A 24,529-nucleotide genomic window follows, 5' to 3' on the forward strand; every position below is an offset into this window, starting at 1 on the left:
TATCAACTAATCGGTTGCTTTCTCAAACGAAAAAGTATCGCCATCAAACAGGCCTTTGTCGCTAAGTTTAAGATGAGGGATTACCAAAAGTGCCATAAATGAAAGGGTCATAAATGGTGCAGATAATTTTGATCCCAGGCTTTTGGCCATTTTATCTATTTCAGTGTATTGTTGCGCAACCTCGTATCCGTCTTTATGGCTCATTAATCCGGCAACAGGTAAACCAAGAACTATAGATTTTTCTTTTGAAACACAACTGACCCCGCCTTTTTCGGTAATTACCAGGTTTGCCGCTCTACACAAACTCTCATCGTCTACTCCTGTTACAATTATATTATGGCTGTCGTGGGCCACAGAAGAGGCAATGGCGCCTTCTTTTAACCCGAAATTTTTTATCCATCCTCTTGCAATTGGTGCTTTGTGATAGCGGTTGATTACTGCTATTTTCAAAATGTCTTCATTTGAATTGCTACATAAATAGTTATTATCTTTTTTAAGGAGCGAGGAAGAGACGAGTAGTTTGTTTGTTATTAATTGTCCATCCAGCGCCTCTATCACCGGTATTTGCTTTTCGCTGCTAGATAGATCTAACACCTCAAAATCTTTTGGAGTGGTTAGGTCACATTTAAAATGGTTAATGTTAAGTGAAGGAATAGATCTGATTTTTGTGGCTCCGTTTTCGGCCACTAATTCTCCAACTATGTACGTAGCGACTATGCTAAAACTTATAAGATCTTTCGCCATTATAAAATCTGCGCTATCACCTTCTTTAAGTAATCCAACATTAAGTTTATAGTGGGTTACCGGATTAACACATGCCGCTTGAAGCACGTCAAAAACATCAATACCTTTTGCTACGGCTCTTGCACAAAGTTTATTTATATGACCTTCAACAAGGCTGTCGGGATGTTTGTCGTCGCTGCAAAACATCATATTCCCCGAATGTTCCTGTAAGAGATGTGCAAGTGCTTCAAAGTTCTTTGCAGCACTGCCTTCACGTATTAAAATCTTCATTCCCAACTTAAGTTTCTCTAGTGCCTCTTCTGCTGTAAAACATTCATGATCGGTGCTAATGCCAGCATCAACATATTTCTTAGCATCTTCACCTCTCAATCCGGGAGCATGTCCATCGACCGGCTTATTTAGTTTATGTGAAGCTGCTATTTTTTGTATTACTTCCTCATCGTTAAACAATACCCCTGGAAAATTCATCATTTCACTGAGGTATTTAATTTCTTTACGTTGCAATAAATCTTCTACGGCTCTTGCGTCTAAGGCAGCGCCTGCTGTTTCAAATGTAGTTGCGGGTACGCAGCTAGGTGCTCCAAAATTAAATTTAAAAGGAACCTTGTTCCCATTTTCAAGCATATATTCTACGCCTTTAATACCACATACATTTGCAATTTCGTGTGGATCACTTATTGTTGCAACGGTACCGTGAACAACGGCAAGTCTTGCAAATTCAGAAGGTATTAGCATGCTGCTTTCTATATGCACATGGCTGTCTATAAATCCTGGAAGGATAAAATGTGGAAGTGTCCCTTCATCAAAAAGTTCTTCAATCCTTTCTATAATTCCATTTGCAACTTCAATTTTTGCAGCAAAAATTCTTTTGTTTGTTATGTCTACTAATTTGCCTTTTATAAAAAAGCGGCTATTATTTTTCATTGCTGAAAACAGTTTTGTGTGAATGAAATAAAACTACCTCTTTGTATAAAGACTTGCTTGTGTACAACCGATTTAGATAGAGGAGAGGTATGAGCGTGAGAATTGCATTCTTTGTTTTTATTCCCGTCGAAAAAAAGAAGGACATGATAAATGTTTACGCAGAATAGAAAGCCAATGTACAAGAGTGCGACGCAACAATAGTTGAAGAAATTTCCACGGTTCGACACCCTGAAACTTACCTTTTCGCAAACACTTCTTTAATTCGATTTATCCTAATTTTCTTATTTTTTCTATAATTCCCGTAGTGGAGTAGCCCGCTACTATTGGGTTGATTACGACGCGGCCTCCGTTGGCTATCACTTCTTTTGCGCCTACCATTTGATCTAATGTGTAATCGCCTCCCTTTACAATTACATCGGGCATTAAAGCTAAGATTAACTCGAAAGGAGTGTCTTCATCAAAGAGGGTGACTGCATCAACAATTGCAAGGCTTGCCAGTAAAAGAGCCCGGCTGCCTTCGTTGTTTACAGGTCTCTCTTCGCCTTTTAATCTTTTGGTACTTGCATCTGTATTGACACCAACAATTAAAATATCTCCTTCCCTGGCAGCTTCGCTAAGAGATGAAATATGACCCGAGTGTAAGATGTCGAAACAGCCATTCGTAAATGAAATTGATTTACCTAAAAACCGCCATATTGCAACTTGTTTAACCAAGCCTTCACGCGTGTATATTTTAGATGGAATTACTTCCGGCTTCTTCATATGTATTCTTTTTTTTATTAAAGTAGGGGAGAAGACCCAGTGATATAAAACCTACAAAAATGATTATCAGAAATTGGGCAAACCATTGTAAAGTGCCGTTGGCAAAGCCTATGGCAAAAGGAACTTGATGCTGCTCTAAAACTTTGGCAAGAAAAAATGCATAAGCGCCAATGCCACCCGGCGTTACAATCATGCCAATACTTGCGAATGCAAGGGCTGATACGGCAGTGCCTAACCCTAAACCGGCTGTTCCTGCGGTAGCGGCGAAACCGATCCATGTACCGGCCAGGTACATAGCCCAAATGCCAAGACTTGAAAATATAAAAGCCCACTTATGCTGTAGGTCTTTTATACTTATAATTCCCTGCCAAATACCTTTTATAATCCTTTGTATTGCAATTATAAAAGGCGTGTTAGTAAAGCGCCCGAATAAAAATCTTATGAGAATTATTACAGCAATTAAAATTGCGACGGCAATAACAATTTTAGAGGTATCAAAACTGCCACTTTTGCTACTAAATAACTTTTTTAAAAGGGCTGTTCCAAAGCCACCAATCACTTCAAACTGCAATGCAAATGCTAATAAGAATACCAATACAAGGCATACAAGATCGAAGGCGCGTTCGGCTACAATAGTGCCTACCAGCTTCTCCGCAGGTACATGTCCGTATTTTGCAAGAATAGTACATTTTAAAACTTCGCCCAGCCTCGGCACTGCAAGGTTTGCCAAATAACCAATCATGACGGCAAAAAAAGTGTTTGCTAAAGAGGGGGTATAGCCCATAGGTGAAATCAACATTCTCCAACGAATTGCCCGTAAAATATGACTGCCGACAAGAATGAAGAAAACCGGAACTAATAGCAGGTAATTAGCTGTAGAAAAGGCGGTTCGAAAATCTTTCCACTTTTCAGGAGGTATTTGGTGAAGACTCCACCATACAAGAAACACCCCCAGGCCAAGAAACATGAGGTATTTAAGTATGTTGAAAATTTTCTTTCTCATCGGTAGCTAAGGTGTGCAATATAATGCCAAACATTAAGATTGAGCGATAACCCTTAGCAATGAAAAAATTTACTCATCTAGTAGTAAATTGTCTATCAATCTGACATCCCCAATAAACGCTGCTATTAATGCAACCCGCTTTATTCCTTCGCTAATTGCACTTGTAGGTTGTAGCGTTTTTGCATCTGCTATTGAAACATAGTCGACTGCACGAAATCCAGACTTTATTAAGTAATTCGCAGCATAATTTTCAAGCGTGGAATGAGGGTTAGTAGTGCGGTTTTCTTTTATATACTGAAGCATCTTAAAAATTGCCGCGGCTTCCAATTTTTCATCCTTACTCAATCTCAAGTTACGGCTACTCATGGCAAGACCAGACTCTTCGCGATAGGTACCTACTGTGATAACGTCTATTGGCAAATTTAATAATTGAACCAATTTTTTTACAACAATACATTGCTGGTAATCTTTTTGACCCATAAAAAGTTTACCAGGTTTTACAATATCTAAAAGTCTATGTACTACCTGGCAAACTCCCTGAAAATGGCCTGGTCTAAATCTACCTTCAAGCAGGAGTTCAATTTCTCCCAAATCATAATGAGGAGCTTTACCGATTCCTGCGGGATAAATTTCTGATACAGAAGGTATAAATAAAATGTCGCAGCCTGCACTTTCTAAAGCCGATATATCGCTGCCAATGGTTACCGGATATTTTTCAAAGTCTTTAGGATCGTTAAACTGGGTAGGATTTACAAAGATGCTGCTTACTGTTATATCGCAAATGGTCTTCGACTTTTCGATCAGTGAAATATGGCCGCTATGAAGCGCCCCCATGGTGGGAGCAAAGCCGATTGAATTGCCCTTATCCCTGAGTTTACTTATATGTTTTGATAGGGGAGCTGCTTCTTTAAATAAGATCATTTATACGGTTTACAGTGCCAGGAAACCTCACTTCTGGCGATTCGGATAAAATTGATTAGTTTTGCACACTCTTTTTTAAGGGGTAAGAGTAAACCAAATTGGAATAATGTCAACAAAGAAAAGAATTTTATTTATTGCTAACGAAATGTCGCCATATTTAGAGCTGACAGAATTTGCGGAGATAGTGAACAAGCTGGCAATTAAGAGCAACGATGCTGGGTTAGAAGTAAGATGCGTTATGCCACGGTTTGGAACAATTAATGAAAGAAGACATCGTCTTCATGAAGTAGTTCGATTATCGGGAATAAATGTAAGTGTAGATAACGATGATTATCCTTTACAGATTAAGGTTGCGTCTTTACCTAATGCACGTTTGCAGGTATACTTTCTGGATAATGAAGACTTTTTTAAAAGGAAGTTCGTTTTTAGTGATGAGGACGAAAAATGGTATGATGATAATGATTTAAGAACCATTTTCTTTTGTAAAGGTGCCCTTGAAACAGTAAAGAAGTTTGGATGGCCGCCAGATGTTATTCATTGCAGTGGTTGGATGACCGCCCTTGTTCCCTTATACCTTAAGACTGTGTATAAAAAGGAACCCGTCTTTGCTCACAGCAAGGTTATTTATACTTTAGGCAGCGATACCTTTGAGGAAAAGTTAAGTGACGACTTTGCGAAAAGAGCACTTATTCATGTAAGCCTTAAAGAAAAAGATTTGGAAAATTATAAGGACGCTACTAATTACGCCCTACAAAGAGGGGCAGCTTCCTATGCTGATGCAATTTCTTTTGGTGCTGAAAACATAGACAAAAAACTTGTTGATGAATTCTCAAAAGTCAAGGGTAAAAAGGTGATTCCCTTTAAAGGTTGGGATACTGATTTAACAGAGTATTTAGAATTGTATAACGACCTTGCGTCTAAGTAAATTTACCCCTTAAAATAATCTATTTCAGTTAGATGCGTAAGCTTTTCAGCATAGCTATTGCTATTTCTTTTCTCATTTCAGCCTGTACTAAAATCGAATCTACAACTATAGGAAGCGGGTTAATTCCACCAGTAGACGGGGTTACTACTTTAGATACTACTCTTGATGTTTTTACTAATAATTATATTGATCCATTAGGAGACGCTACTAAAGTTTACAAAACTGATGATCATGTTATTGGCGTCATAAATAATGATCCCTTGTTTGGTGAGACACGAGCCACAGCTTTTTTTGAATTAAAGCCTACAACCTACCCGTTTTCTCTTCCAAATACACCTACAATAACGGCGGACTCAGCCGTTCTGATTTTAAGTTATAAAGGTGTGTTTGGCGATCCACAGATACCTCAAAACTGGGAGGTGCGCGAGCTTACAGAGTCTTTAAGAGGGGATACGATATTTAATGTAAATAAATCCTTTGCCACGGGTAATTTATTAGGTAGCAAATCTATAAACATTCCGGGTTTGAAAGACTCCGTAAATTACGGATTTGAAAACGCCAGTAATCAAATCAGAATCAAGCTTTCACAATCGTTCGCTGACAGGCTGATTAAGCAGTATGACTCAACAACTACTACCGGTGCATATGCAAAAGACTCTCTTTTTCGGGAGAATTTTAAAGGTTTTGCTGTTATGCCTGCAACACGTAGTCCGGGTAACGCCTTGATACGTATAAACCTATCAGATACCAACACTAAGCTTGCTTTGTTTTATAAGTTTCAGAATACTACAGCAGCGAAAAAAGATACTGCGGTTAGTTATTTTAGGTTCAGTAACGGTTCAGGTATTCCTGTCTCTGGAAACGCTAACTACATTGCGCGTGACAGAAATAATTCTCAAATGAATGCCTATTTTATCAATACTGTTAGGAACGACTCTCTGGTATTTATTCAAACGGCGCCAGGAACTTTTGCAACGGTAAAAATTCCCGGACTACGAGGACTTCCGAATATTTTAGTTCATCGCGCAGAGCTACTAGCATTTCAAGCGCCCGATGTTTCAAAGTTAGATCTGGTATTAACACCTCCACGTTACTTGTTACTTAGTAGTTATGATAGTACTAAAAAAGTGCAGACGAACTTGCCTAATGATTTTGTTGTGTCTGGAGGAACTCCTAATATTTCCACATCCGGCGGTTTTATGATGGAGAAAGAAGTTTCGGGTTATGGGATTGTGAAGGCTTATAATTTCGACGTCAGCAGGTATGTACAGGGTATTGTCTCCAGAAAAGATAGTAGCCTGACCTTGAGGTTGTCTGCTCCCAGTAATGACTCCCTGCAATACACTCCCCCATATCCTCAACCCAATGCCGTTTCAACCTTTTATATTACTCCCACTGTAGCCAATAACACTGGTGAGGGAAGGGTTCGTCTTGGAGGCGGAGGAATGACAAAGCAAAATCAATTGAGAATGCGCTTGAGGATTGTCTATTCCAAAATATAAGCAGAAGGTTGCGAAGCCTTATCTTTGCGACCATTTTTAAAAATATTCAATCAACTATGCCTTATTTATTTACCTCGGAAAGTGTTTCTGAAGGACATCCTGATAAAGTAGCTGACCAAATCAGTGATGCATTAATCGATAATTTTCTCGCTTTCGACCCACAAAGTAAAGTAGCATGCGAAACTTTAGTTACCACAGGACAGGTTATTCTTGCGGGTGAAGTTAAAAGTAAAGCTTACCTCGATGTTCAGGAAATTGCACGCGGCGTTATCCGTAAAATTGGATACACCAAGAGTGAGTACATGTTTGAGGCAAACAGTTGCGGTGTTCTTTCTGCAATTCACGAGCAGTCATCAGATATTAACCAGGGTGTTGACAGACAAGTTAAAGAAGAGCAGGGAGCGGGTGACCAGGGGATGATGTTCGGCTACGCTACTAATGAAACAGAGTCTTATATGCCTTTGGCTCTTGACCTCGCACACAAGCTTCTGTTAGAGTTGGCTGTTTTGAGAAGAGAAAACGATATTATTAGTTATCTCAGGCCTGATGCTAAAAGCCAGGTTACTTTAGAGTACGACGATAATAATCAACCTGTAAGAATAGACGCAATTGTTATCTCTACTCAACACGACGATTTTGGACATGAAGACACAATGCTTGCGAAGATTAAGAGCGATATTATTAATATTCTAATTCCAAGGGTAAAAAGTAAATACCAGAAATATAACCACCTGTTTACTGACGAGATAAAATATCACATCAACCCCACCGGTAAATTTGTTATTGGAGGACCGCATGGAGACACAGGGTTAACAGGACGTAAAATAATTGTAGATACGTACGGGGGTAAAGGTGCACACGGTGGCGGCGCTTTCAGTGGAAAAGATCCTTCTAAAGTTGACCGCAGTGCCGCTTACGCCACTCGCCATATTGCTAAAAACCTTGTTGCTGCAGGACTTTGTAGCGAAGTATTGGTTCAGGTATCTTATGCAATTGGGGTTGCACAACCAACCAGTATTTATGTAAATACTTATGGTACAGCGAAAGTTGGTATGTCGGACGGAGAGATTGCTAAGCTTGTTGAAGGGATTTTCGATATGCGTCCTTACTTCATAGAGCAACGCCTGAAATTGAGATCACCCATCTATAGCGAAACAGCGGCTTATGGTCACATGGGTCGTGAACCTGAAGTGAAAACAAAACAATTTGTAACACCCGCAGGTGAAGTAAAAACAGTAGAAGTCGAATTGTTTACATGGGAGAAGTTGGATTATGTAGATAAAGTAAAAGAAACGTTTAAACTACAATAGTTTACCCTTATAATATTAAAACCTCTGTTCGTTAGAATGGAGGTTTTTTTTGTTACCAGCAGTATATCAACATTTAAAATTGTTTCGACGCTCCATTCGGCTTTTGAATGGCAATTAGCCATTCCAACCTTTTTCCTGTAAAATCTCTTTAAACTCTAAAATCTTATCGTGGCTGGGCGACTGGTTTTGTGCAATAAAGAAATTCAGTTGAAGTGAGTGACACAACGATGTTGATAATAGTACAAAAGCTGGTGCAAAAATCTACCTTCTTCTATCCAAACTTCCTGGCACACTTACTAACCACTCTAATCAAAGTCTCCTAATTCTTAACTGCTTTATTCAATTTAGTCTTTACTTTGCCGTTATGAATTTTCGAAACCAGCAACAGAAGGCAAGGCCAAAAAAGAATACATTAATCGTAGGCCGAAGTAAAGTAATTGAAGCTTTACAGCAAGGCAAACAGTTAGAAAGAATTTACTTAGTTAGTACCATACATGGAGACGTAATAGACGAGATTAAGAGATTGGCGACAGATAATCAGATACCGGTCAATAAAGTGCCGGTCGAGAAGCTGAATGGCTTTAACGTGAGCAATCATGAAGGTTGTATAGCTGTTATTTCGAAAGTGCAATACCAGGATTTGCAGCAAGTTATTTCTTATGTGGTGGATAAGGGCGAGGCTCCTTTGTTTCTGATGTTAGACGGAATAACCGATGTGAGAAATATTGGCGCAATTGCAAGAACTGCGCTGTGTTGCGGTGTTCATGCTATCATTATTCCCGAAAAAGGAGTGGGAGCTTTAAACGAAGATGCAATAGCAACATCAGCTGGCGCTCTTGAGAAAGTAGCCATTTGCCGTGTCAGTAGTTTAATGAAGGCCGTTGACGAACTACACATGAACGGAATAAAGGTTTTTGCGAGTGACATGACTGCCGAGAAAAATCTGTTTGACGTGCAACTGCATGAGCCTGCGGCAATAGTTATGGGAAGCGAGGATAAAGGAATTTATCCGGCTTTAATGAAGGTTTGCGATGAACCATTTAAAATACCGATGAAGGGAAATTTTGAATCGCTAAACGTGTCTGTTGCGGCGGGGATGATTTTATATGAAGCATTGAAGCAGCGGATGCAAGGGAAGTAGGAAGTTGAACGAAGTTTGGCGTTTAAAGTTGGTTGTGGCAGATGGCTGAACCTGGCAACAAAACTTGCTAAAAATGAATCAAATGAAACGCGAACTTTCCTTTTGAATTGTATTCTAGTGAAGGTGCAGGAAACTTAAAAGCATTTAAAGCCCCTAGTGCTAGTTTCAGAAATTTGCTTTTAGTTTTAATTTTTGTCAAGTCTATATCGGGCGAGATGTAATACTGCCTGTACCGGGCTATATCGCTTCGATTGAAAGTTATGTTACCTGCATTGTCCCTTGCAACATTACTTAGTGCGCCAAACATTCCATCTGCGCCATAACCAAAAGCTACACCTAACCAGGAAGGCAAATTTGTGGTGGGCATAAAAGATTTTAGGTTAGCGCTGAGCCAATAAGTCTGACCGTTATAGTCCTTTATAAATTGCTGACTAAAACCATTGCCATAGAGAGTATTAGCGCGCATGTTTAAATCAGGAGAAGTGTAGTCTTTTTTATGAAAAGAAAACTTGAACTTGAGGCGTTGTTCATTCCACCTCAACTCCTGGCCGATTAACAATCCTATTCCAAAAAAATTGGAACCCATATCGCCCCAGCTCCATCCCCACTCAGCACTAAAGCCGTCCATTGTTTCAATTATCGATTGATAGGCGAGCGCACTCAGGCCACCGATCCAGGCGCTTTTTCTTCGCGACATTCCCGCCCAGCGCCACATCTCCATGCTGCCATAGCCTTCAATATAGGCGCTGTAAGCGTGCCCCACTTTATCAACCTGCTTCCATTCGTTGTTGTCGTTAAAAAAGTGAAAGTTGCTCTGCGGATAGTTTTTATACCAGTCAGAATACAGTCCAATTGTTGTCGCTCCATATCCAATAATATTTGCAGCAGCAACTAGTTTCACTCTTTTTTTGTTGAGAATAGAAATAGACGTATCGCGTAGGGTCTTGTAGTTTTGGAAAATAACGGGAGAATTCGTTTCAGATAAAGCAAGGGCGGTATCAATTGGAAACGTCTGAGCTGAAACATAAACGGGTAACAACGAAATAAGAAAGAGATATACTTGTGTGATTTGTCTTCGATTTGCCAACCTCATCTTCATGTGTCAAACGTACGGGATAAAAATATATAACACTTTATTTTTGAACGCTTTGATCAGTAATTTTTTCTTAAACTTGCGTTCTCAATTCGCTGCGTACTAACGAAGTTTGATTAATATTTGAAAGTTTCTTTTGTCAAACGATAACTTGCAATTTTAATTGTCTCATCATTATACAGCAGTTGAAAGAAGCGTCGCAACGAGGGTAAACCAGGGTTATGAAGCTGGTATCATAATTATGTACTTTCACTAAAAGTTTAAAAATATGGATGCTGCAATTTTAGAAAAAGCAAATGCTTGGTTGAATGGAAATTATGATCAGGCAACTAAAGACGAAGTCAGGCAATTGCAGGAGACTTCTCCCGAAGAACTTGCTGAGTCATTTTATCGAAGCCTTGAGTTTGGAACGGGAGGGCTGCGCGGAATAATGGGAGTAGGTACAAACCGGATGAATAAATATACGGTAGGTATGGCAACCCAGGGGTTTGCAAACTATTTGAAGAAAGTGTACGGAACTGCAGAAATAAAGGTTGCAATTGCACACGATTGCCGGAACAACAGCCGTTTTTTTGCGGAAACTACCGCTAATGTTTTTGCAGCAAATGGCATAAAAGTATACCTTTTTGAAGCACTGAGGCCCACACCTGAACTTTCATATACTATTCGGCATCTTAGCTGTCAGGCAGGTGTTGTGTTAACAGCTTCACACAATCCGAAAGAGTATAACGGTTACAAAGCATATTGGAATGACGGAGGACAGCTGGTGCCACCACATGATAAAAATGTGATTACAGAAGTGGACGCGATAACAAGTGTGGATGAAGTGCTGTTTACCGGTGGAGAAGAAAACATCTCGATACTCGGCAAGGGAATGGACGAGGCCTTTATTGATATGGTAAAAAGCCTTAGTATTTACCCGGAGGTGATAGAGAAGCAAAAAGACCTTAAAATTGTTTATACCCCTATACATGGTACCGGCATTACACTGATGCCTCAAGTATTAGAACGCTTTGGGTTCACCAACGTCACCATCGTCGATGAACAGGCAACTCCTGATGGAAATTTTCCAACGGTTGTTTATCCCAATCCCGAAGAAAGTGAGGCCATGAGCATTGGCCTGAAAAAAGCAAAAGAAATTGATGCAGACATTTTATTAGGTACCGACCCGGACAGCGATAGGGTAGGGATTGCGATAAAAAATACCAAAGGTGAATGGGTTTTAATGAATGGAAACCAGACAGCCGTTCTTGCGTTTAATTACATGATTGAGGCAAGAAAAGTGAAGGGTATTGCACAACGAAATGATATGGTTATTAAAACCATTGTCACCACAAACCTGATTGATGATATTGCGGCTGCCAGTGGTGTTACGTGTTATAATGTGCTTACTGGCTTTAAATGGATAGCTGAATTGATTACGGAAAAGTTGGGTAAGGAAAATTATATTATTGGTGGGGAAGAAAGTTACGGCTTAATGATAGGAGATAAGATACGTGATAAGGATGCCATTTCTGCTGTGGCAATACTTTGTGAAATGGCGGCATATCAAAAGAACCAGGGACAGAGTTTGTTTGAGAAATTGATCGATCTATATGTTCAGTATGGATATTACAAGGAAGGGCTTATTTCGATAACTAAGAAAGGAATGCGTGGAGCTGAAGAAATTGCAGAGATGATGCAAGGATTTCGGGACAATCCTCCTGCTACGATTAATGGCTCTCCTGTAGTGCAGTTGTTGGATTATGAAACCCAGGTTGGCAAGAACCTGCAGGGTGGAAGCGTGTGGGATATAGAGTTGCCAAAGAGCAACGTGCTGCAGTTTATTTTGGAAGATGGCTCTAAGATCTCTGCGAGACCAAGTGGTACAGAACCTAAGATTAAGTTTTACTTCAGTGTAAAAACAAGTCTTGAAAGTGCGGACAAATTTGATGAAACAGAAAAGCAAATGGAGGATAAAATAAAAGCAATTATTAGTGATATGAAGCTGAAATAATTTAAGTTTTTATATAGACTAAGGAAGGCCGTCTGCTAAAAGGCGGCTTTTTTTATGATTTCAATTTTTTAAAACATAAGCTTTCATTAATCCTGGTATCGATAAGTTGTAAGGGAATTGGGCAGCAGCAAGTGGGATTGCACACGCTTACACCGTGCCCACGCTAACCTAAATAAGTTACTCCGAAAATTTTTTTGTCAGCCGCCCCAAATGAAAGCCGGAAGTAAATAAGGAGATTCACTTTTATCCACTTTAGCTTATGTTGAGTGGCATGTGAGAAGATACCCGCGTACTTAACTAAAGCCTTTACGCATGTCGGTATTACGCAGGCACAAATAATAATCGCACTTCGATGAAAGATACTGCATGACTTAACTAATGACTGTTTTAATAAAATGACTGCCGGCCGGTTAATAATAACCGCTTGCCATTTGCATGCAGCAATCTTCGCATAAAATTTTACTGGCAAATAACAGCAGGTTAAAGAGCGTAACAATATGTACTTAGTGAAACAGTGGAACGCTTACGTTGGGGATAAGGATATTCCGTTTTCCTTTTTTTAGAATTATAGTTGCAATTATTTAAAGTATTTACCAATTTTATTCCTTAACAAAATAAACATTCCCTTATCAATAATATTATCCTTACAGTATTTAGCTCATAAACAGCTAAAAAGCTGAATAATGAAAGGAAAGTAAAAGAGTGCGACGCAACGGGGTTTAAAGTAGTTACACAGCTGAATTTTAAAAAAAGAGAAAAATTCTTCTGAGGACCAAAGTGCAAGTTTGTCTTATTAGTCAATTAAAGATTTATGTTTAGAATAATACACCTATCAATACTTGTTGTTTTTGTTCTTTTTGTTGGCTGTGTTCCATTAACAGAGGTACATAATTATGCAACTTCTTCTGTAGAAGCCCTTGATAAGGTAAATAGCGTTGATTATACATATAGAGATTACTGTCAGCAGAATTGTGAGCTGCAACAGATGAGGATAGGTGAACTCGACCCGAACTTTAACTGCAACTGTGTAGAGGCAGCATCAAACGCAGATGAAGCGATGCGGAAAATAAACAGTACGATTAAAGCTTACCTGGAAGCGGTAGCACAGTTAAGCAATAACAAGGAGTTTACCTATGATGTCTCTGGTTTAACCTCGGCCCTTCAAAACAGCACCCTTCTAAAACTAAGCGACAAGCAAGTTTCAGTTTCTACAAAAGCGGGAAACTTCATTGCTACCGCGGCCACCACTTTTTATCGAAAAAAGAAATTGAAGAAATATTTAATCGAGGCGGACACTATTTTTCAGCAACTGACTGAAACCTATATTTATCTTATAGACAATAGGCTTCGTGCTCAACTTCAATCTCAATACGATGCTCGCCTTCCTAACATTAAACAGGCTTTGGACAATGCCGGCGACAAGGGATTGAAACAAATATTTGTAAAGCAATACCTCGATCAAAAGGCTTACTACAATAAACACAATTCCCTGATTGATACCTATGTTGCCTTACTAAAGTTGGTACAAAAGGGGTATCACGAATTATACATACATCGGTATAATTTAAAGGATGTAAATACAAGAGCGCTATTGCTGCGATATACGAAAGAGCTACAGTATTTAGCGTCGACTTTGCAATAACCGGAGAATAAATAAAAATGAAACAAAAATGAACCCCGATACTCAACAGGTATTCCAGCTGTCCGACTACTTTGGCAGCCTCGCGAAGTTTATTGGAGAATATATTGACTTTAATAAGGGGAATATGAGTGCTATGGAAAGAAACCAGTTATACGATACCGAGATAGACCTGGCACAAATGGCAGGCGAGATAAATATGATTGGTGTTGATCTTGTTTTTAATGACGTAGAGGAAACGCTCGCTCAACTTGAAATAATAACGGAAGGAGTAAAATTGGCGGTAAAAAAGGCACTAGCTGTGCAGCATGCTATAAATATTGCTTCCGGATTAGTGAAGATAGGAACGGCAATTATATCAAAGGATCCTAGAGCCATTGTGCAGAGCACCATTAATTTGGGGAAAAGCCTAAAGTTATAAAGCAAGGTGCTGAAAGAAATACGTGTTTAGTTCGAGTGAAAAGTGAAAGAGGAAAAGTTGTAAAATGCTAAGTTGACTTTTCTTTTTTTTTAAAATTAATGCTACTATCGGTGCATCCCGCTATATCGTTTGCAAATTTAACTATTGGCATTCCTAAGACTTCTCCTGCATAATCAACTGGTAGTTCTCTTAGTGTGTAAGTTTTTATACTTCTTTTAAATTTACCTTCGAGACTGGTTTTTGCCTCTACAAAAAAATTACCGATCTGAAAAAGTTGATAGTTTGACTCATGATCTATCTTTTCAGAAATCTTTTTTGCATCAAAAATCATCTGCACCTTTAGTCGGTCTTCTAATTTTTTGAAATCATCAACGGTCATACTTACCCCTTTTTATATGGTAAGGAAGAATAGTGCCATTCTTACTCCTATTCTATTTTTCCAAATACTTACAAAGAAGTGGGGAAATAAGTTTACGAAAGAAATATTATAATTATTAAAAGTCCTCATAAAACATATTTATTATTAATAATATTAATGTTCTTTATTTCATCGAAATGCTGGTGTAAACAATTTCCTGACGTGTCCACAGAAAAATTACTAATGTATTTTGCGGCATTATGTGGAACGATAATAGCAATTTGACTTAAAAATTATTAAAGATGGAATTTCAATCGTTACAAAGTGAAACTCAATTGGAGAAGATTGCAGAAGCAAGTGGCAGCACAATTATTTTTAAACATAATACGACTTGCCCAATTAGCAAAAGCGTAAAGCAAAAGCTGGAGCAGGACGAGGACAAACTTCCTGTAAATACTCCTGTTTTCATTCTTGACTTGCTTTCTCATCGTGATATTTCAGATGCTGTGGCCGAAAAATTTGACATTCCCCACCAATCACCCCAGCTATTGGTTATTAAGGATGGGAAATGTATATATGATGAGGCTCTTTATAATATTTCGGCTGAAGAAGCGGCGCAGGCATTAGAAGCAAGAGAGCATTAGAAAAACATTTATTGAGGTATAATTTTTTTAGAAGGAGTTCGAAAATATTATCATTTAATAAATTAAACATTATGTCACAAAAAGGAAGAATTTCAGAAGTTTTAGTTGTAGCGGGACTTGCTGCATTTGCCTATTGGAGATATTCTAAAATGACTGAACTTGAAAAACAAAAAGTTCAAACTGACATAAAAGAAATTGGCGAGAAAGTAATTAAGGAACTACTTCCTGAGGGTATAAAAGGTCTCTTGCCTTCGTTTGCCAAGAGTTAACAACGAAGTTCTTAGCTGCTATAGGGAAACTTTTTAAAGGATTTTTTAAAGTATCCTTCATGCTTTCCATAGAGATATTATTTTTTATTTACCAAGGGCTAGGATTGCTAAGACCGGGCTAAAAAATCGACAATTGGTTTGTATACGGTGTCAGGAAATGTATATAAGCCGAAATGGTCCCCTTTCATAACTGCATACCCTTCGTCCGGCGGCCTTACGATAAAGTCTTTTTTACTATGAATTCTTAAGTCGGGATTAGTAGAAGGAGCATGGCTGATTGGATTGTAAACAACCATTAACTGCTTAGCAACGGTGGTTTTATCGGCTTGTTTTAGTTTGTCAAAAATTGATAATAATACAGCTTTTGACGCTTCTTTCGAATACAGTAATGACAGAAGAACCCGTACTAACTTATTTAGACCCCATCCGTTTTTTGCAATTAGATAAAGTAAACTCAGACTAGGCGACACTTTAATTACCTTTTTTATATCTGTCCATCCTGCTATTTGTACAATACGGCAACGACTTAGTTCCTTTACCCACAAAGCAACCCATGCCCCGAGGGAGTGTCCAATCACTACATCTTCTTTACTTATTTGGAATTTTTCCGTTATGTGTTTTGCATAAACCAGTGCAGTCAAGTCTTTTTCAGGTAACTCAGTTAGTAATGACCAGTTATCGATGAAAATTTTTTCTCCCGGAATTGAGCTTTGTATTTTATCGAAAATAAATATCTCTTCGCCAAGACCAGGAATGAAAAATATACGCATTGAAGATGTTTTAAAATTGGCTGTAATTTACTCCTTATAAATAGTTTCAATCAGAACACCGATTGTTATGGATCAGACATTGCTTTTACCGATAAAAATTAAACGTAGCAGACTCAAGACAAAATGATTCGAACTATTAGAAGCCAAAGCAATGGAGTTAGTCTTCTTAATTGCTTTACCATGGTTACTTTCTTGTGTTTAAAACTTTTTGTAATTATTTCAGCAAATAATACTGATAAGGGTATTTTTGCGTTAGTATACGAACGAACCATTAAAAAACTGTTAGCGAAAGAGAACTTATACGAGACATACTTTTAGCGACTGCTACATTTCATTTCGTATAACTATTGTTCAATTATGAATAGCCGGTCTACCAACCTCTTCAGGTTTTCATTTGCTGTTTTCGACTTATTGTGTCTTAACATAATACACTTTGTGCTTATGTTGTTGATGCAAAACGTGCCGATTCAGAAGGAATACATTACATTGTTTTTAATAAACAACGGAGCCTGGATACTCTGTGCTTATATAACTGCCCTTTACATTGGGAAGCAAAATAGCACCGATAATTTTTTCAAACGCTCTGTCGTTTCATTCTTCCTCTTTTCTGGTATTTCATTGTTTAGCATTTTTCTTTACAATTTTGGTTTTTCGCGTCTATTTGTAGTGCTAGTGTTTATAGGGTTTGGAACTACAATTATAATCAGCAGGACACTTTATGTAGGAGCAGCGTACTATTTAAGGAAACAGTACCCTTTGAATAAAAAGGTAATTGTAATTGGATATAATGAATTGTCAAAAAGGCTGGTAGAAAATTTTGACCGCTATTATAAGTCTATCTCCGTTGCAGGATTTTTTGAAGATGAGGAGTACATTTCGGGCAACGGAAGTCTTCCCATGCTGGGCCGAATAAATGATAGTGTACAATACGCTATTGAAAATAACATCTCTGAGATTTATTCTACCGTTTCTCCTGAAAGAAACTTTTACATTTATGAATTAGCCCAATTAGCGGAGACGAATTTTATCCGTTTTAAGTTTGTTCCAGATTTTAGGATGTTTATTAATAGGAAGGTGCATATAGATTTTGCCAGAAATATTCCTATTCTTTCACTTCGAACCGAGCCGCTAGAAAACGTTGACAGTCAACTCAAGAAACGCAGTTTCGACATAATTTTCAGTGTATTCATCATCTTTTTTATGTTATCCTGGCTAGTCCCGCTAATAGCCCTACTTATAAAATTAGAATCAAGGGGACCCGTTTTTTTTACTCAGTTAAGATCAGGTAAAAATAATAATCCTTTTCTATGTTATAAATTTCGTAGTTTAAAAGTAAACCACGAAGCACATAATAAACAGGTTACAAGGGATGATGACAGGTTTACGAGAATAGGTAGATTTCTACGTAAATCTAACATAGACGAATTGCCACAATTCTTTAACGTCTTTCGTGGAGAGATGTCAGTAGTTGGGCCTAGGCCTCATATGTTGAAACATACTGAGGAATATTCTCAGACGCTTAATCACTATATGATCAGGCACTTTGTAAAGCCGGGAGTTACCGGTTGGGCACAAATCAATGGCTATCGTGGAGAAATAAAAAAGAAAAAAGATCTGCGAGGCAGAATTGAACATGATATCTGGTACATGGAGAATTGGACAATGTGGCTTGATTTAAGAATAATTGTACTAACGGTTTATAAAAGTATTCGTGGGGATAAGAATGCTTTCTAAATAATAATAGCATTATTGCAACAGTAATGGTTGCAGGTTATCATAACTGAACTAATCTTCCATATAACTTAAAGTATAAAGAATATTCTATGAAAATCGTTATTGTCGGAACTGGTTATGTTGGGCTTGTCACCGGCGCATGCCTTGCTGAGGTGGGTGTAGATGTAGTGTGTGTAGATGTAAACCAAAAAAAAATCGATAACCTGAAAAATGGGATCCTTCCGATTTTTGAACCTGGGTTAGATACAATAGTTAAGAGCAATTATAATAAGGGACGTCTAAATTTTAGTACAAACCTTAGTGAAGCTGTTAAAGAGGCGCAAGTGGCCTTTATTGCTGTTGGTACTCCTCCCGGGGAAGATGGAAGCGCTGACTTAAAGTATGTACTACAAGTCGCAGATACAATTGGTAGTTGTATTGACGACTACATTATAGTGGTAACAAAGAGTACGGTACCAGTTGGTACGGCAAAAAAGGTTAAATCAGGGATTGCTGCCGCTCTTGAGAAGCGAGGGGTACAGATAGAATTTGATGTTGCCTCCAATCCGGAATTTTTGAAAGAAGGAGCTGCGGTTGAAGATTTTCTTAAACCTGATCGCATTGTTATTGGTGTAGAATCTGACCGCGCAAAAGAGGTGCTCGGCCGGTTGTATCATCCGTTCTTGCTAAATTCACACCCTGTATTGTTCATGGACATTCCTTCTGCGGAAATGACTAAATATGCTGCAAATGCAATGTTAGCAACCAAGATTTCTTTCATGAATGATATTGCCAACCTATGCGAGTTGGTAGGTGCAAATGTAAATGAGGTACGAAAAGGCATAGGTTCTGATCCGCGCATTGGCAATCGTTTTATTTATCCGGGAATAGGGTATGGCGGTTCTTGCTTCCCGAAAGATGTAAAGGCTCTTTTTCATACTTCTGATGACTATGGCTATAATATGAGAATTTTAAAAGCAGTCGACGCTGTAAACGACGACCAGAAGCACGTAGTTTTTAAAAAAATTGAGCAACATTTTAAGGGCGATTTAAAAGGAAAAGTATTTGCTTTATGGGGACTGTCTTTTAAACCTAATACAGATGATATGCGTGAAGCCCCCTCGCTGGTGCTAATACAATCTCTTTTAAAAGCAGGAGCAAAAGTTCAGGCATATGATCCGGTGGCAATGGATGAAGCAGCACACATGGTTGATGAACAGGTCATTTTTACCAGGGGAGCTATAGATGCAGTTAAAGGGGCGGATGCACTTGTTTTAGTAACTGAGTGGGCAGAATTTCGGTTGCCTGATTGGCCGAAAGTAAAAACAATCATGAACGGCAACGTAGTTTTTGATGGTCGTAACATTTATGATCCGGCCGAAGTTACAGAAGCAGGTTTTTCTTATTACGGCATTGGAGTACAACCGTCAAATTTTAATTAATGAAGAAAAGAATATTAATAACAGGGGCAGCAGGGTTTTTAGGTTCCCACTTATGCGATCGTTTTATAAAAGAAGGATTTCAGGTTATTGCAATGGATAACCTTATCACAGGGGATCTAAAAAATATAGAACATCTTTTTCCTTTAGAAAATTTTGAATTTCATCACCATGATGTATCTAAGTTTATTCATGTTTCCGGCACATTAGATTATATATTACATTTTGCCTCTCCCGCAAGTCCGATAGACTATTTAAAAATACCTATTCAGACCCTCAAAGTAGGTTCTTTAGGAACTCATAATTGCCTGGGTTTGGCCAAAGACAAAAAGGCTACCATTTTAGTTGCTTCTACAAGCGAGGTCTATGGCGACCCTCTGGTACACCCGCAAACGGAAGATTATTGGGGTAACGTAAATCCTGTTGGCCCCAGGGGCGTTTACGATGAAGCAAAACGGTTTCAGGAAGCAATCACGATGGCGTATCACACCTTTCACCAGGTTGAAACAAGGATAATTAGAATTTTCAATACTTACGGCCCACGTATGCGGTTGAACGATGGCCGAGCTTTGCCTGCATTTATCGGTCAGGCATTGAGAGGAGAGGATCTCACAGTTTTTGGAGACGGCTCCCAGACCAGGTCTTTCTGCTATGTTAATGATTTGGTTGAAGGTATTTATCGGTTGCTTATGAGCGATTATGCTAGTCCTGTCAATATAGGAAACCCGGATGAAATCACTTTAAAGGAGTTTGCTGAAGAAGTGTTGAAACTTACTAAATCAGACGTAAAAATTATCTATAAACCACTACCGGTTGACGATCCAAAGCAAAGGCGCCCCGATATCACAAGAGCCAAAGAGATACTTGGGTGGCAGCCAACGGTGTCGAGGGCGGAAGGATTGAAAATAACATACGATTATTTCAAAAACTTATCGAACGATGAGTTATACAAAAATCCTAAAGAATTCATTAGTAAATAGCAGCAAAGGACTAGTAATTATCGAATAGAAATTTGTAAAAGCAAGAGAAGTACACACTTCTTTTGCTTTTTTTGTTTACGATCTCCAACATTTTAATTTGCATTGCTGCAACGCCCTTTCAAACATAGATCATACAATTGTCCGAAAAGTCCTAATCACAGAATTGTTATTTTAAGTTGTGTAAAAGGACGCAATGTTCGAACCACAGCGATTTTATAAAATAAAATCATCTTAAAAGGAACATTTCCAGTATCAAAAAAGCATTCAGTTGAAATTAATCCCCATATTGGCAATTTTTTTGCAACTTTTTCCAAAAATTCTTTTTAAAATGTTGGAAGCTAATATGTATCCTCTTACCTTTGCGCTCCCAAATCAGATTAACGAAGACAAATAAAAATTATTCTGTACTTCTTAATTGGAAAAACTGGGGATAGATTATGTCTCAAAGAATCAGAATCAAACTACAATCTTACGATCACAACCTGGTAGATAAGTCTGCTGAGAAAATTGTGAAAACTGTTCGCAGTACTGGCGCCGTGGTAACTGGTCCTATTCCTTTGCCTACGCACAAAAGGATATTTACTGTGTTGCGTTCTCCGCACGTTAATAAAAAAGCAAGAGAGCAATTCCAGCTGTGTACGCACAAAAGGTTGTTAGACATTTATACTTCTTCTTCAAGAACTGTAGATGCGCTTAGCAAACTTGACCTGCCTTCAGGTGTTGAAGTCGAAATTAAGGCATAAGCAGCCCCTAAGGAAATAGCTAGAAGTTCTTAAGACATCATCTCTTAGTTGTAGTATTACAAAAAAGAGATGATAAAGTAAAAAAAATTCTCATCTGTTTTAAAGAGATGAGGGACATATGAACAAACCCTTCGAGGTTTGTTTACCATCGGCACTTCCTCTCTCGCAAGTGAGAGACTTTGGAAAAGGTCGATGGCAAACGGGGATTGAATTACGCCAAGCGTAATGTCCTTGCAACATCGGAGGCTAAAACAACATAACAATGAAAGGTATTATTGGCAAAAAGATTGGGATGACCAGTATCTTCGGCACCGATGGAAAGCAAACAGCTTGTACCATTATCGAAGCTGGTCCCTGCACAGTAACCCAGGTTAAAACTGCGGATACTGATGGTTACACTTCCACTCAGATCGCTTACGGCGACAAGAAAGAAAAAAACTCCACTAAAGCCGAAATTAATCACTTCGCTAAGGCTAACACTACTGCAAAGCGCATAGTAAAAGAATTCAGAAATTACTCATTAGACAAAGCATTAGGAGATACTATTACCGTTGATATTTTTACCGAGGGTGAGAATGTTGAAGTAGTTGGAACTACAAAAGGTAAAGGTTTTCAGGGTGTTGTCAAGCGTCATGGTTTCCATGGTGTGGGTGAAGCATCTCACGGTCAGCACGATCGCCAGAGAGCTCCCGGATCAATTGGTGGATCATCCTATCCTGCCCGTGTATTTAAAGGTATGCGTATGGCCGGCCGTATGGGTCAGGACAGAGTGAAAGTGAAAGGATTAAAAATCGTTAAGATCTTTCCTGAAAAGAATTATTTATTAATCAGTGGTTCTGTTCCCGGCCACAATGGTTCCATCGTTTTAATACAGAAATAATCATGCAAATAGACGTTTTAAATATACAAGGCCAACCAACCGGCCGTTCTGTAGAATTACCGGAAGAAATTTTTGGTGCAGAACCTAACACCCACGTTGTTTATTTGGCTGTTAAACAATACCTGGCTGCTCAGCGTCAGGGTACTCACAAAGTAAAAACCCGTGCTGAGGTGCAGGGTGCAAGCCGTAAACTTCATAAGCAAAAAGGTACCGGTGGAAGCCGTAAAGGTAATATCCGTAACCCTTTATATAAAGGCGGTGGTACGATCTTCGGGCCAAAACCGCATAGCTACGACATTAAGTTGAATCGTAAGGTGAAAGATCTTGCTAAGATTAGCGCACTTTCGAGCAAAGCTAAAGACAATGCTATTGTGGTTGTTGAGGATATCAATATGGATACACCTAAAACTAAAACATTCTTAAGTATTATGGATACGTTAAATGTATCTAATAAAAAGACTTTGTTTGTAGTTCCTGAGTATAACGAGACTTTATACCTAAGCAGCAGAAATATACCAAATGCAGCAACAGTTTTACTAAGTGATGTAAACACTTACGAAATTGTAAATGCAGATATACTTGTACTTACTGAAAGTGCAGCAAGGATTTTTGTTGACGAAGAAGCGGTAGTAGAAGAAGCATAAGTAATGTGCTGATTTGAAAATGTACTAATGTAGATTACTACAATTTTCGAATTGTCAAATTAAGAAATTTTCAAATTAAGAATAATGAAACTCACAGAAGTTTTAGTAAAACCGATACTTACAGAAAAAGCAAACCTTCAACAGGATAAACTGAGGAGATATGCTTTTAGGGTTGGTCGTAAAGCAAACAAGCTCGAAATTAAAAGAGCGGTGGAAGAATTTTACGGTGTAACTGTAATCAACGTAAATACTGCGGTAGTACCTGGAAAAAATAAGACCCGCTACACAAAAGCTGGTTTCGTAAAAGGCCAAAAACCTGCTTACAAAAAAGCGCTTGTAACCGTGGCAGAGGGTGAAAACATAGATTTATACGGAAATATCTAAGTAAAAAATCAAAAGTAAGAAGTCAAAGAAAAGGGTTTCAATTGACTTCTGAATTAACAGTATGGTCAGCAAGACCGCTAAAATTGCAATATGGCACTAAGAAAATATAAACCGACGACAGCGGGTACCAGATGGAGAATTGGTAATGCCTATGCTGAAATCACCAGCGACGTTCCGGAGAAAACATTACTTGAGGTTAAAACGCGTACCGGTGGTAGAAACTTCCAGGGTAGAAGGGCAATGCGTTACATTGGTGGCGGACATAAGAAGATGTATCGTATCATCGATTTCAAAAGAGATAAGAAAAATATTCCTGCTGTTGTAGCTAGCATTGAGTACGATCCGAATCGTACAGCATTTATTGCTTTGCTTAAATATGTTGACGGCGAGAAAAGATACATAATAGCCCCGCAGGGTTTACAAGTTGGTGCTACTGTTTTAAGTGGTGATGCTGTGGCACCTGAGCTTGGACATGCGCTTCAAATGAAAAACATGCCATTAGGTACTGTTGTTCACAACGTTGAAATGCAACCTGGACAGGGCGGTAAATTGGTAAGAAGCGCTGGTGGATCGGCGCAGTTGAGTAATAAAGAAGAAAGATACGCTGTACTTAAAATGCCAAGCGGCGAGCTGAGAAAGGTATTGATCAATTGTTATGCTACTGTAGGTGTTGTTAGTAACAGCGACCATAGTTTGCAAAGCATGGGTAAAGCAGGCCGTAACGTATGGAAAGGTATCAGACCACGTACAAGAGGTGTAGCTATGAACCCTGTTGATCACCCGATGGGTGGTGGTGAAGGTAGAGCTTCAGGCGGACAGCCTCGTAGCAGGAACGGCCAATACTCGAGGGGCTTGAAAACAAGAACCAGGGGTAAGTCAAGCGATAAGCTAATTATCCAGAGAAGCAATGGTAAGAAACTAGCTAAATAATGTGAAAATGTGAAAATGGCACAATAGCTCAATGCTTGGAGCGTCATTTTCAAATTTCTAAATTTTCAAATTTTCAAATTAACATGGGTCGTTCAATTAAAAAAGGTCCTTACGTAGCAGCTAAGCTGGAAGGTAAAGTGCTTGCTATAAATGATGGTACTACTAAGAAATCTGTTATTAAAACATGGTCTCGCCGCTCTACTATCACCCCGGATTTTGTGGGACATACGTTTGCTGTACATAATGGCAACAAGTTCATTCCTGTTTACGTAACGGAATTTATGGTAGGTCATAAACTGGGTGAATTTGCCCCAACCCGCAATTTCAAAGGACACAGTAACAAAAAACAATAAAAGTTTAAAGTTGAAAGTTTAGAGTTTAAAGTTGAGCAACC

25 protein-coding genes are annotated in these 24,529 nt (G+C 38.7%); 18 read left to right on the forward strand and 7 right to left on the reverse strand.

Annotated features, from left to right (window positions below; all coding sequences use genetic code 11):
- Positions 1-6: 6 nt before the first annotated feature.
- The 4 genes from ade to panC all read right to left on the reverse strand — a co-directional run bounded on the left by ade (position 7) and on the right by panC (position 4,354).
- A complete protein-coding gene (gene ade, locus JWR87_RS15215; protein ID WP_297821634.1) occupies positions 7-1,668 on the reverse strand; it encodes an adenine deaminase in 1,662 nt (553 codons plus the stop codon).
- Positions 1,669-1,935: 267 nt separating this feature from the next.
- Positions 1,936-2,430, reverse strand: a complete 495-nt coding sequence (rfaE2, locus tag JWR87_RS15220; RefSeq protein WP_297821636.1) for a D-glycero-beta-D-manno-heptose 1-phosphate adenylyltransferase — start codon at positions 2,428-2,430, stop codon at positions 1,936-1,938.
- Positions 2,402-3,433: a lysylphosphatidylglycerol synthase transmembrane domain-containing protein gene (locus JWR87_RS15225; RefSeq protein ID WP_297821637.1), complete on the reverse strand. Its 1,032-nt coding sequence runs from the start codon at positions 3,431-3,433 to the stop codon at positions 2,402-2,404. The genes rfaE2 and JWR87_RS15225 overlap by 29 nt, the downstream gene beginning before the upstream one ends.
- 69 nt (positions 3,434-3,502) lie before the next feature.
- A complete protein-coding gene (gene panC / locus JWR87_RS15230; protein ID WP_297821639.1) occupies positions 3,503-4,354 on the reverse strand; it encodes a pantoate--beta-alanine ligase in 852 nt (283 codons plus the stop codon).
- A 106-nt stretch (positions 4,355-4,460) separates the two neighbouring features.
- On the opposite strand from panC, the gene JWR87_RS15235 reads away from it, so the two are divergent.
- From JWR87_RS15235 to rlmB, 4 genes are all read left to right on the forward strand, one after another.
- Positions 4,461-5,279 (forward strand): glycogen/starch synthase, encoded by an 819-nt coding sequence (locus JWR87_RS15235; protein ID WP_297821641.1) that lies wholly within the window; start codon positions 4,461-4,463, stop codon positions 5,277-5,279.
- Between the two features lie 32 nt (positions 5,280-5,311).
- Positions 5,312-6,781 (forward strand): DUF4270 family protein, encoded by a 1,470-nt coding sequence (locus JWR87_RS15240; protein ID WP_297821644.1) that lies wholly within the window; start codon positions 5,312-5,314, stop codon positions 6,779-6,781.
- Positions 6,782-6,837: 56 nt separating this feature from the next.
- A complete protein-coding gene (gene metK / locus JWR87_RS15245; RefSeq protein ID WP_297821647.1) occupies positions 6,838-8,091 on the forward strand; it encodes a methionine adenosyltransferase in 1,254 nt (417 codons plus the stop codon).
- Positions 8,092-8,455: 364 nt separating this feature from the next.
- Positions 8,456-9,232 carry a 23S rRNA (guanosine(2251)-2'-O)-methyltransferase RlmB gene (rlmB, locus tag JWR87_RS15250; RefSeq protein ID WP_297821650.1) on the forward strand — a complete coding sequence of 259 codons (777 nt, stop codon included), beginning with the start codon at positions 8,456-8,458 and terminating at the stop codon, positions 9,230-9,232.
- A 67-nt stretch (positions 9,233-9,299) separates the two neighbouring features.
- Here the strand turns inward: rlmB and JWR87_RS15255 are convergent, their stop codons facing one another.
- Positions 9,300-10,331 carry a DUF2279 domain-containing protein gene (locus tag JWR87_RS15255; RefSeq protein ID WP_297821653.1) on the reverse strand — a complete coding sequence of 344 codons (1,032 nt, stop codon included), beginning with the start codon at positions 10,329-10,331 and terminating at the stop codon, positions 9,300-9,302.
- Positions 10,332-10,593: 262 nt separating this feature from the next.
- Here JWR87_RS15255 and JWR87_RS15260 point away from each other — a divergent pair, with 262 nt between their 5' ends.
- From JWR87_RS15260 to JWR87_RS15270, 3 genes are all read left to right on the forward strand, one after another.
- Positions 10,594-12,321, forward strand: coding sequence for a phospho-sugar mutase (locus tag JWR87_RS15260; protein ID WP_297821655.1), 1,728 nt, complete (start codon positions 10,594-10,596; stop codon positions 12,319-12,321).
- An 811-nt stretch (positions 12,322-13,132) separates the two neighbouring features.
- Complete coding sequence (locus tag JWR87_RS15265) at positions 13,133-13,963, forward strand: hypothetical protein (RefSeq protein WP_297821657.1); 831 nt, start codon at positions 13,133-13,135, stop codon at positions 13,961-13,963.
- 28 nt (positions 13,964-13,991) lie between these two features.
- On the forward strand, positions 13,992-14,381 hold the full coding sequence (locus JWR87_RS15270; RefSeq protein ID WP_297821659.1) for a hypothetical protein: 390 nt from the start codon (positions 13,992-13,994) through the stop codon (positions 14,379-14,381).
- 67 nt (positions 14,382-14,448) lie between these two features.
- Here JWR87_RS15270 and JWR87_RS15275 read toward each other — a convergent pair whose 3' ends face one another.
- A complete protein-coding gene (locus JWR87_RS15275) occupies positions 14,449-14,760 on the reverse strand; it encodes a hypothetical protein (protein WP_297821661.1) in 312 nt (103 codons plus the stop codon).
- A gap of 281 nt (positions 14,761-15,041) precedes the next feature.
- On the opposite strand from JWR87_RS15275, the gene ytxJ reads away from it, so the two are divergent.
- Both ytxJ and JWR87_RS15285 read left to right on the forward strand, forming a co-directional pair.
- The gene (gene ytxJ / locus JWR87_RS15280) at positions 15,042-15,383 is read left to right on the forward strand and encodes a bacillithiol system redox-active protein YtxJ (protein WP_297821663.1); all 342 of its coding nucleotides are present in this window, start codon (positions 15,042-15,044) and stop codon (positions 15,381-15,383) included.
- Between the two features lie 71 nt (positions 15,384-15,454).
- The gene (locus JWR87_RS15285; RefSeq protein WP_297821665.1) at positions 15,455-15,652 is read left to right on the forward strand and encodes a hypothetical protein; all 198 of its coding nucleotides are present in this window, start codon (positions 15,455-15,457) and stop codon (positions 15,650-15,652) included.
- 107 nt (positions 15,653-15,759) lie between these two features.
- On the opposite strand, the gene JWR87_RS15290 is transcribed toward JWR87_RS15285, so the two are convergent.
- A complete protein-coding gene (locus tag JWR87_RS15290) occupies positions 15,760-16,422 on the reverse strand; it encodes an alpha/beta hydrolase (protein WP_297821667.1) in 663 nt (220 codons plus the stop codon).
- 357 nt (positions 16,423-16,779) lie between these two features.
- Between JWR87_RS15290 and JWR87_RS15295 the strand changes: the two genes are divergently transcribed.
- The 9 genes from JWR87_RS15295 (at position 16,780) to rpsS (ending at position 24,488) form a co-directional block, all read left to right on the forward strand.
- Entirely contained in the window at positions 16,780-18,156 is a 1,377-nt protein-coding gene (locus JWR87_RS15295; RefSeq protein WP_297821669.1) for an undecaprenyl-phosphate glucose phosphotransferase, read from the forward strand.
- A gap of 89 nt (positions 18,157-18,245) precedes the next feature.
- Entirely contained in the window at positions 18,246-19,577 is a 1,332-nt protein-coding gene (locus JWR87_RS15300; protein ID WP_297821671.1) for a UDP-glucose/GDP-mannose dehydrogenase family protein, read from the forward strand.
- Positions 19,577-20,554 carry a UDP-glucuronic acid decarboxylase family protein gene (locus JWR87_RS15305; protein WP_297821673.1) on the forward strand — a complete coding sequence of 326 codons (978 nt, stop codon included), beginning with the start codon at positions 19,577-19,579 and terminating at the stop codon, positions 20,552-20,554. The genes JWR87_RS15300 and JWR87_RS15305 overlap by 1 nt, the downstream gene beginning before the upstream one ends.
- 437 nt (positions 20,555-20,991) lie before the next feature.
- Positions 20,992-21,297, forward strand: coding sequence for a 30S ribosomal protein S10 (gene rpsJ, locus JWR87_RS15310; protein WP_297821675.1), 306 nt, complete (start codon positions 20,992-20,994; stop codon positions 21,295-21,297).
- Positions 21,298-21,559: 262 nt separating this feature from the next.
- A complete protein-coding gene (gene rplC / locus JWR87_RS15315) occupies positions 21,560-22,177 on the forward strand; it encodes a 50S ribosomal protein L3 (RefSeq protein WP_297821677.1) in 618 nt (205 codons plus the stop codon).
- A gap of 2 nt (positions 22,178-22,179) precedes the next feature.
- The gene (gene rplD, locus JWR87_RS15320) at positions 22,180-22,821 is read left to right on the forward strand and encodes a 50S ribosomal protein L4 (protein WP_297821679.1); all 642 of its coding nucleotides are present in this window, start codon (positions 22,180-22,182) and stop codon (positions 22,819-22,821) included.
- An 84-nt stretch (positions 22,822-22,905) separates the two neighbouring features.
- Positions 22,906-23,205: a 50S ribosomal protein L23 gene (rplW, locus tag JWR87_RS15325; RefSeq protein WP_297821681.1), complete on the forward strand. Its 300-nt coding sequence runs from the start codon at positions 22,906-22,908 to the stop codon at positions 23,203-23,205.
- Between the two features lie 90 nt (positions 23,206-23,295).
- A complete protein-coding gene (gene rplB / locus JWR87_RS15330; protein WP_297821682.1) occupies positions 23,296-24,135 on the forward strand; it encodes a 50S ribosomal protein L2 in 840 nt (279 codons plus the stop codon).
- An 83-nt stretch (positions 24,136-24,218) separates the two neighbouring features.
- On the forward strand, positions 24,219-24,488 hold the full coding sequence (gene rpsS, locus JWR87_RS15335; RefSeq protein WP_297821684.1) for a 30S ribosomal protein S19: 270 nt from the start codon (positions 24,219-24,221) through the stop codon (positions 24,486-24,488).
- Positions 24,489-24,529 lie beyond the last annotated feature (41 nt).

Origin of the sequence: Segetibacter sp., from assembly GCF_025963695.1 — a bacterium.
In the GTDB taxonomy this organism is placed as follows: domain Bacteria; phylum Bacteroidota; class Bacteroidia; order Chitinophagales; family Chitinophagaceae; genus Segetibacter.

Bases quoted from the DNA above. Each gene is read 5' to 3' on its own strand.
- ade (WP_297821634.1), bottom strand. From the start codon at position 1,668: ATGAAAAATAATAGCCGCTTTTTTATAAAAGGCAAATTAGTAGACATA.
- rfaE2 (WP_297821636.1), bottom strand. From the start codon at position 2,430: ATGAAGAAGCCGGAAGTAATTCCATCTAAAATATACACGCGTGAAGGC.
- JWR87_RS15225 (WP_297821637.1), bottom strand. From the start codon at position 3,433: ATGAGAAAGAAAATTTTCAACATACTTAAATACCTCATGTTTCTTGGC.
- panC (WP_297821639.1), bottom strand. From the start codon at position 4,354: ATGATCTTATTTAAAGAAGCAGCTCCCCTATCAAAACATATAAGTAAA.
- JWR87_RS15235 (WP_297821641.1), top strand. From the start codon at position 4,461: ATGTCAACAAAGAAAAGAATTTTATTTATTGCTAACGAAATGTCGCCA.
- JWR87_RS15240 (WP_297821644.1), top strand. From the start codon at position 5,312: ATGCGTAAGCTTTTCAGCATAGCTATTGCTATTTCTTTTCTCATTTCA.
- metK (WP_297821647.1), top strand. From the start codon at position 6,838: ATGCCTTATTTATTTACCTCGGAAAGTGTTTCTGAAGGACATCCTGAT.
- rlmB (WP_297821650.1), top strand. From the start codon at position 8,456: ATGAATTTTCGAAACCAGCAACAGAAGGCAAGGCCAAAAAAGAATACA.
- JWR87_RS15255 (WP_297821653.1), bottom strand. From the start codon at position 10,331: ATGAAGATGAGGTTGGCAAATCGAAGACAAATCACACAAGTATATCTC.
- JWR87_RS15260 (WP_297821655.1), top strand. From the start codon at position 10,594: ATGGATGCTGCAATTTTAGAAAAAGCAAATGCTTGGTTGAATGGAAAT.
- JWR87_RS15265 (WP_297821657.1), top strand. From the start codon at position 13,133: ATGTTTAGAATAATACACCTATCAATACTTGTTGTTTTTGTTCTTTTT.
- JWR87_RS15270 (WP_297821659.1), top strand. From the start codon at position 13,992: ATGAACCCCGATACTCAACAGGTATTCCAGCTGTCCGACTACTTTGGC.
- JWR87_RS15275 (WP_297821661.1), bottom strand. From the start codon at position 14,760: ATGACCGTTGATGATTTCAAAAAATTAGAAGACCGACTAAAGGTGCAG.
- ytxJ (WP_297821663.1), top strand. From the start codon at position 15,042: ATGGAATTTCAATCGTTACAAAGTGAAACTCAATTGGAGAAGATTGCA.
- JWR87_RS15285 (WP_297821665.1), top strand. From the start codon at position 15,455: ATGTCACAAAAAGGAAGAATTTCAGAAGTTTTAGTTGTAGCGGGACTT.
- JWR87_RS15290 (WP_297821667.1), bottom strand. From the start codon at position 16,422: ATGCGTATATTTTTCATTCCTGGTCTTGGCGAAGAGATATTTATTTTC.
- JWR87_RS15295 (WP_297821669.1), top strand. From the start codon at position 16,780: ATGAATAGCCGGTCTACCAACCTCTTCAGGTTTTCATTTGCTGTTTTC.
- JWR87_RS15300 (WP_297821671.1), top strand. From the start codon at position 18,246: ATGAAAATCGTTATTGTCGGAACTGGTTATGTTGGGCTTGTCACCGGC.
- JWR87_RS15305 (WP_297821673.1), top strand. From the start codon at position 19,577: ATGAAGAAAAGAATATTAATAACAGGGGCAGCAGGGTTTTTAGGTTCC.
- rpsJ (WP_297821675.1), top strand. From the start codon at position 20,992: ATGTCTCAAAGAATCAGAATCAAACTACAATCTTACGATCACAACCTG.
- rplC (WP_297821677.1), top strand. From the start codon at position 21,560: ATGAAAGGTATTATTGGCAAAAAGATTGGGATGACCAGTATCTTCGGC.
- rplD (WP_297821679.1), top strand. From the start codon at position 22,180: ATGCAAATAGACGTTTTAAATATACAAGGCCAACCAACCGGCCGTTCT.
- rplW (WP_297821681.1), top strand. From the start codon at position 22,906: ATGAAACTCACAGAAGTTTTAGTAAAACCGATACTTACAGAAAAAGCA.
- rplB (WP_297821682.1), top strand. From the start codon at position 23,296: ATGGCACTAAGAAAATATAAACCGACGACAGCGGGTACCAGATGGAGA.
- rpsS (WP_297821684.1), top strand. From the start codon at position 24,219: ATGGGTCGTTCAATTAAAAAAGGTCCTTACGTAGCAGCTAAGCTGGAA.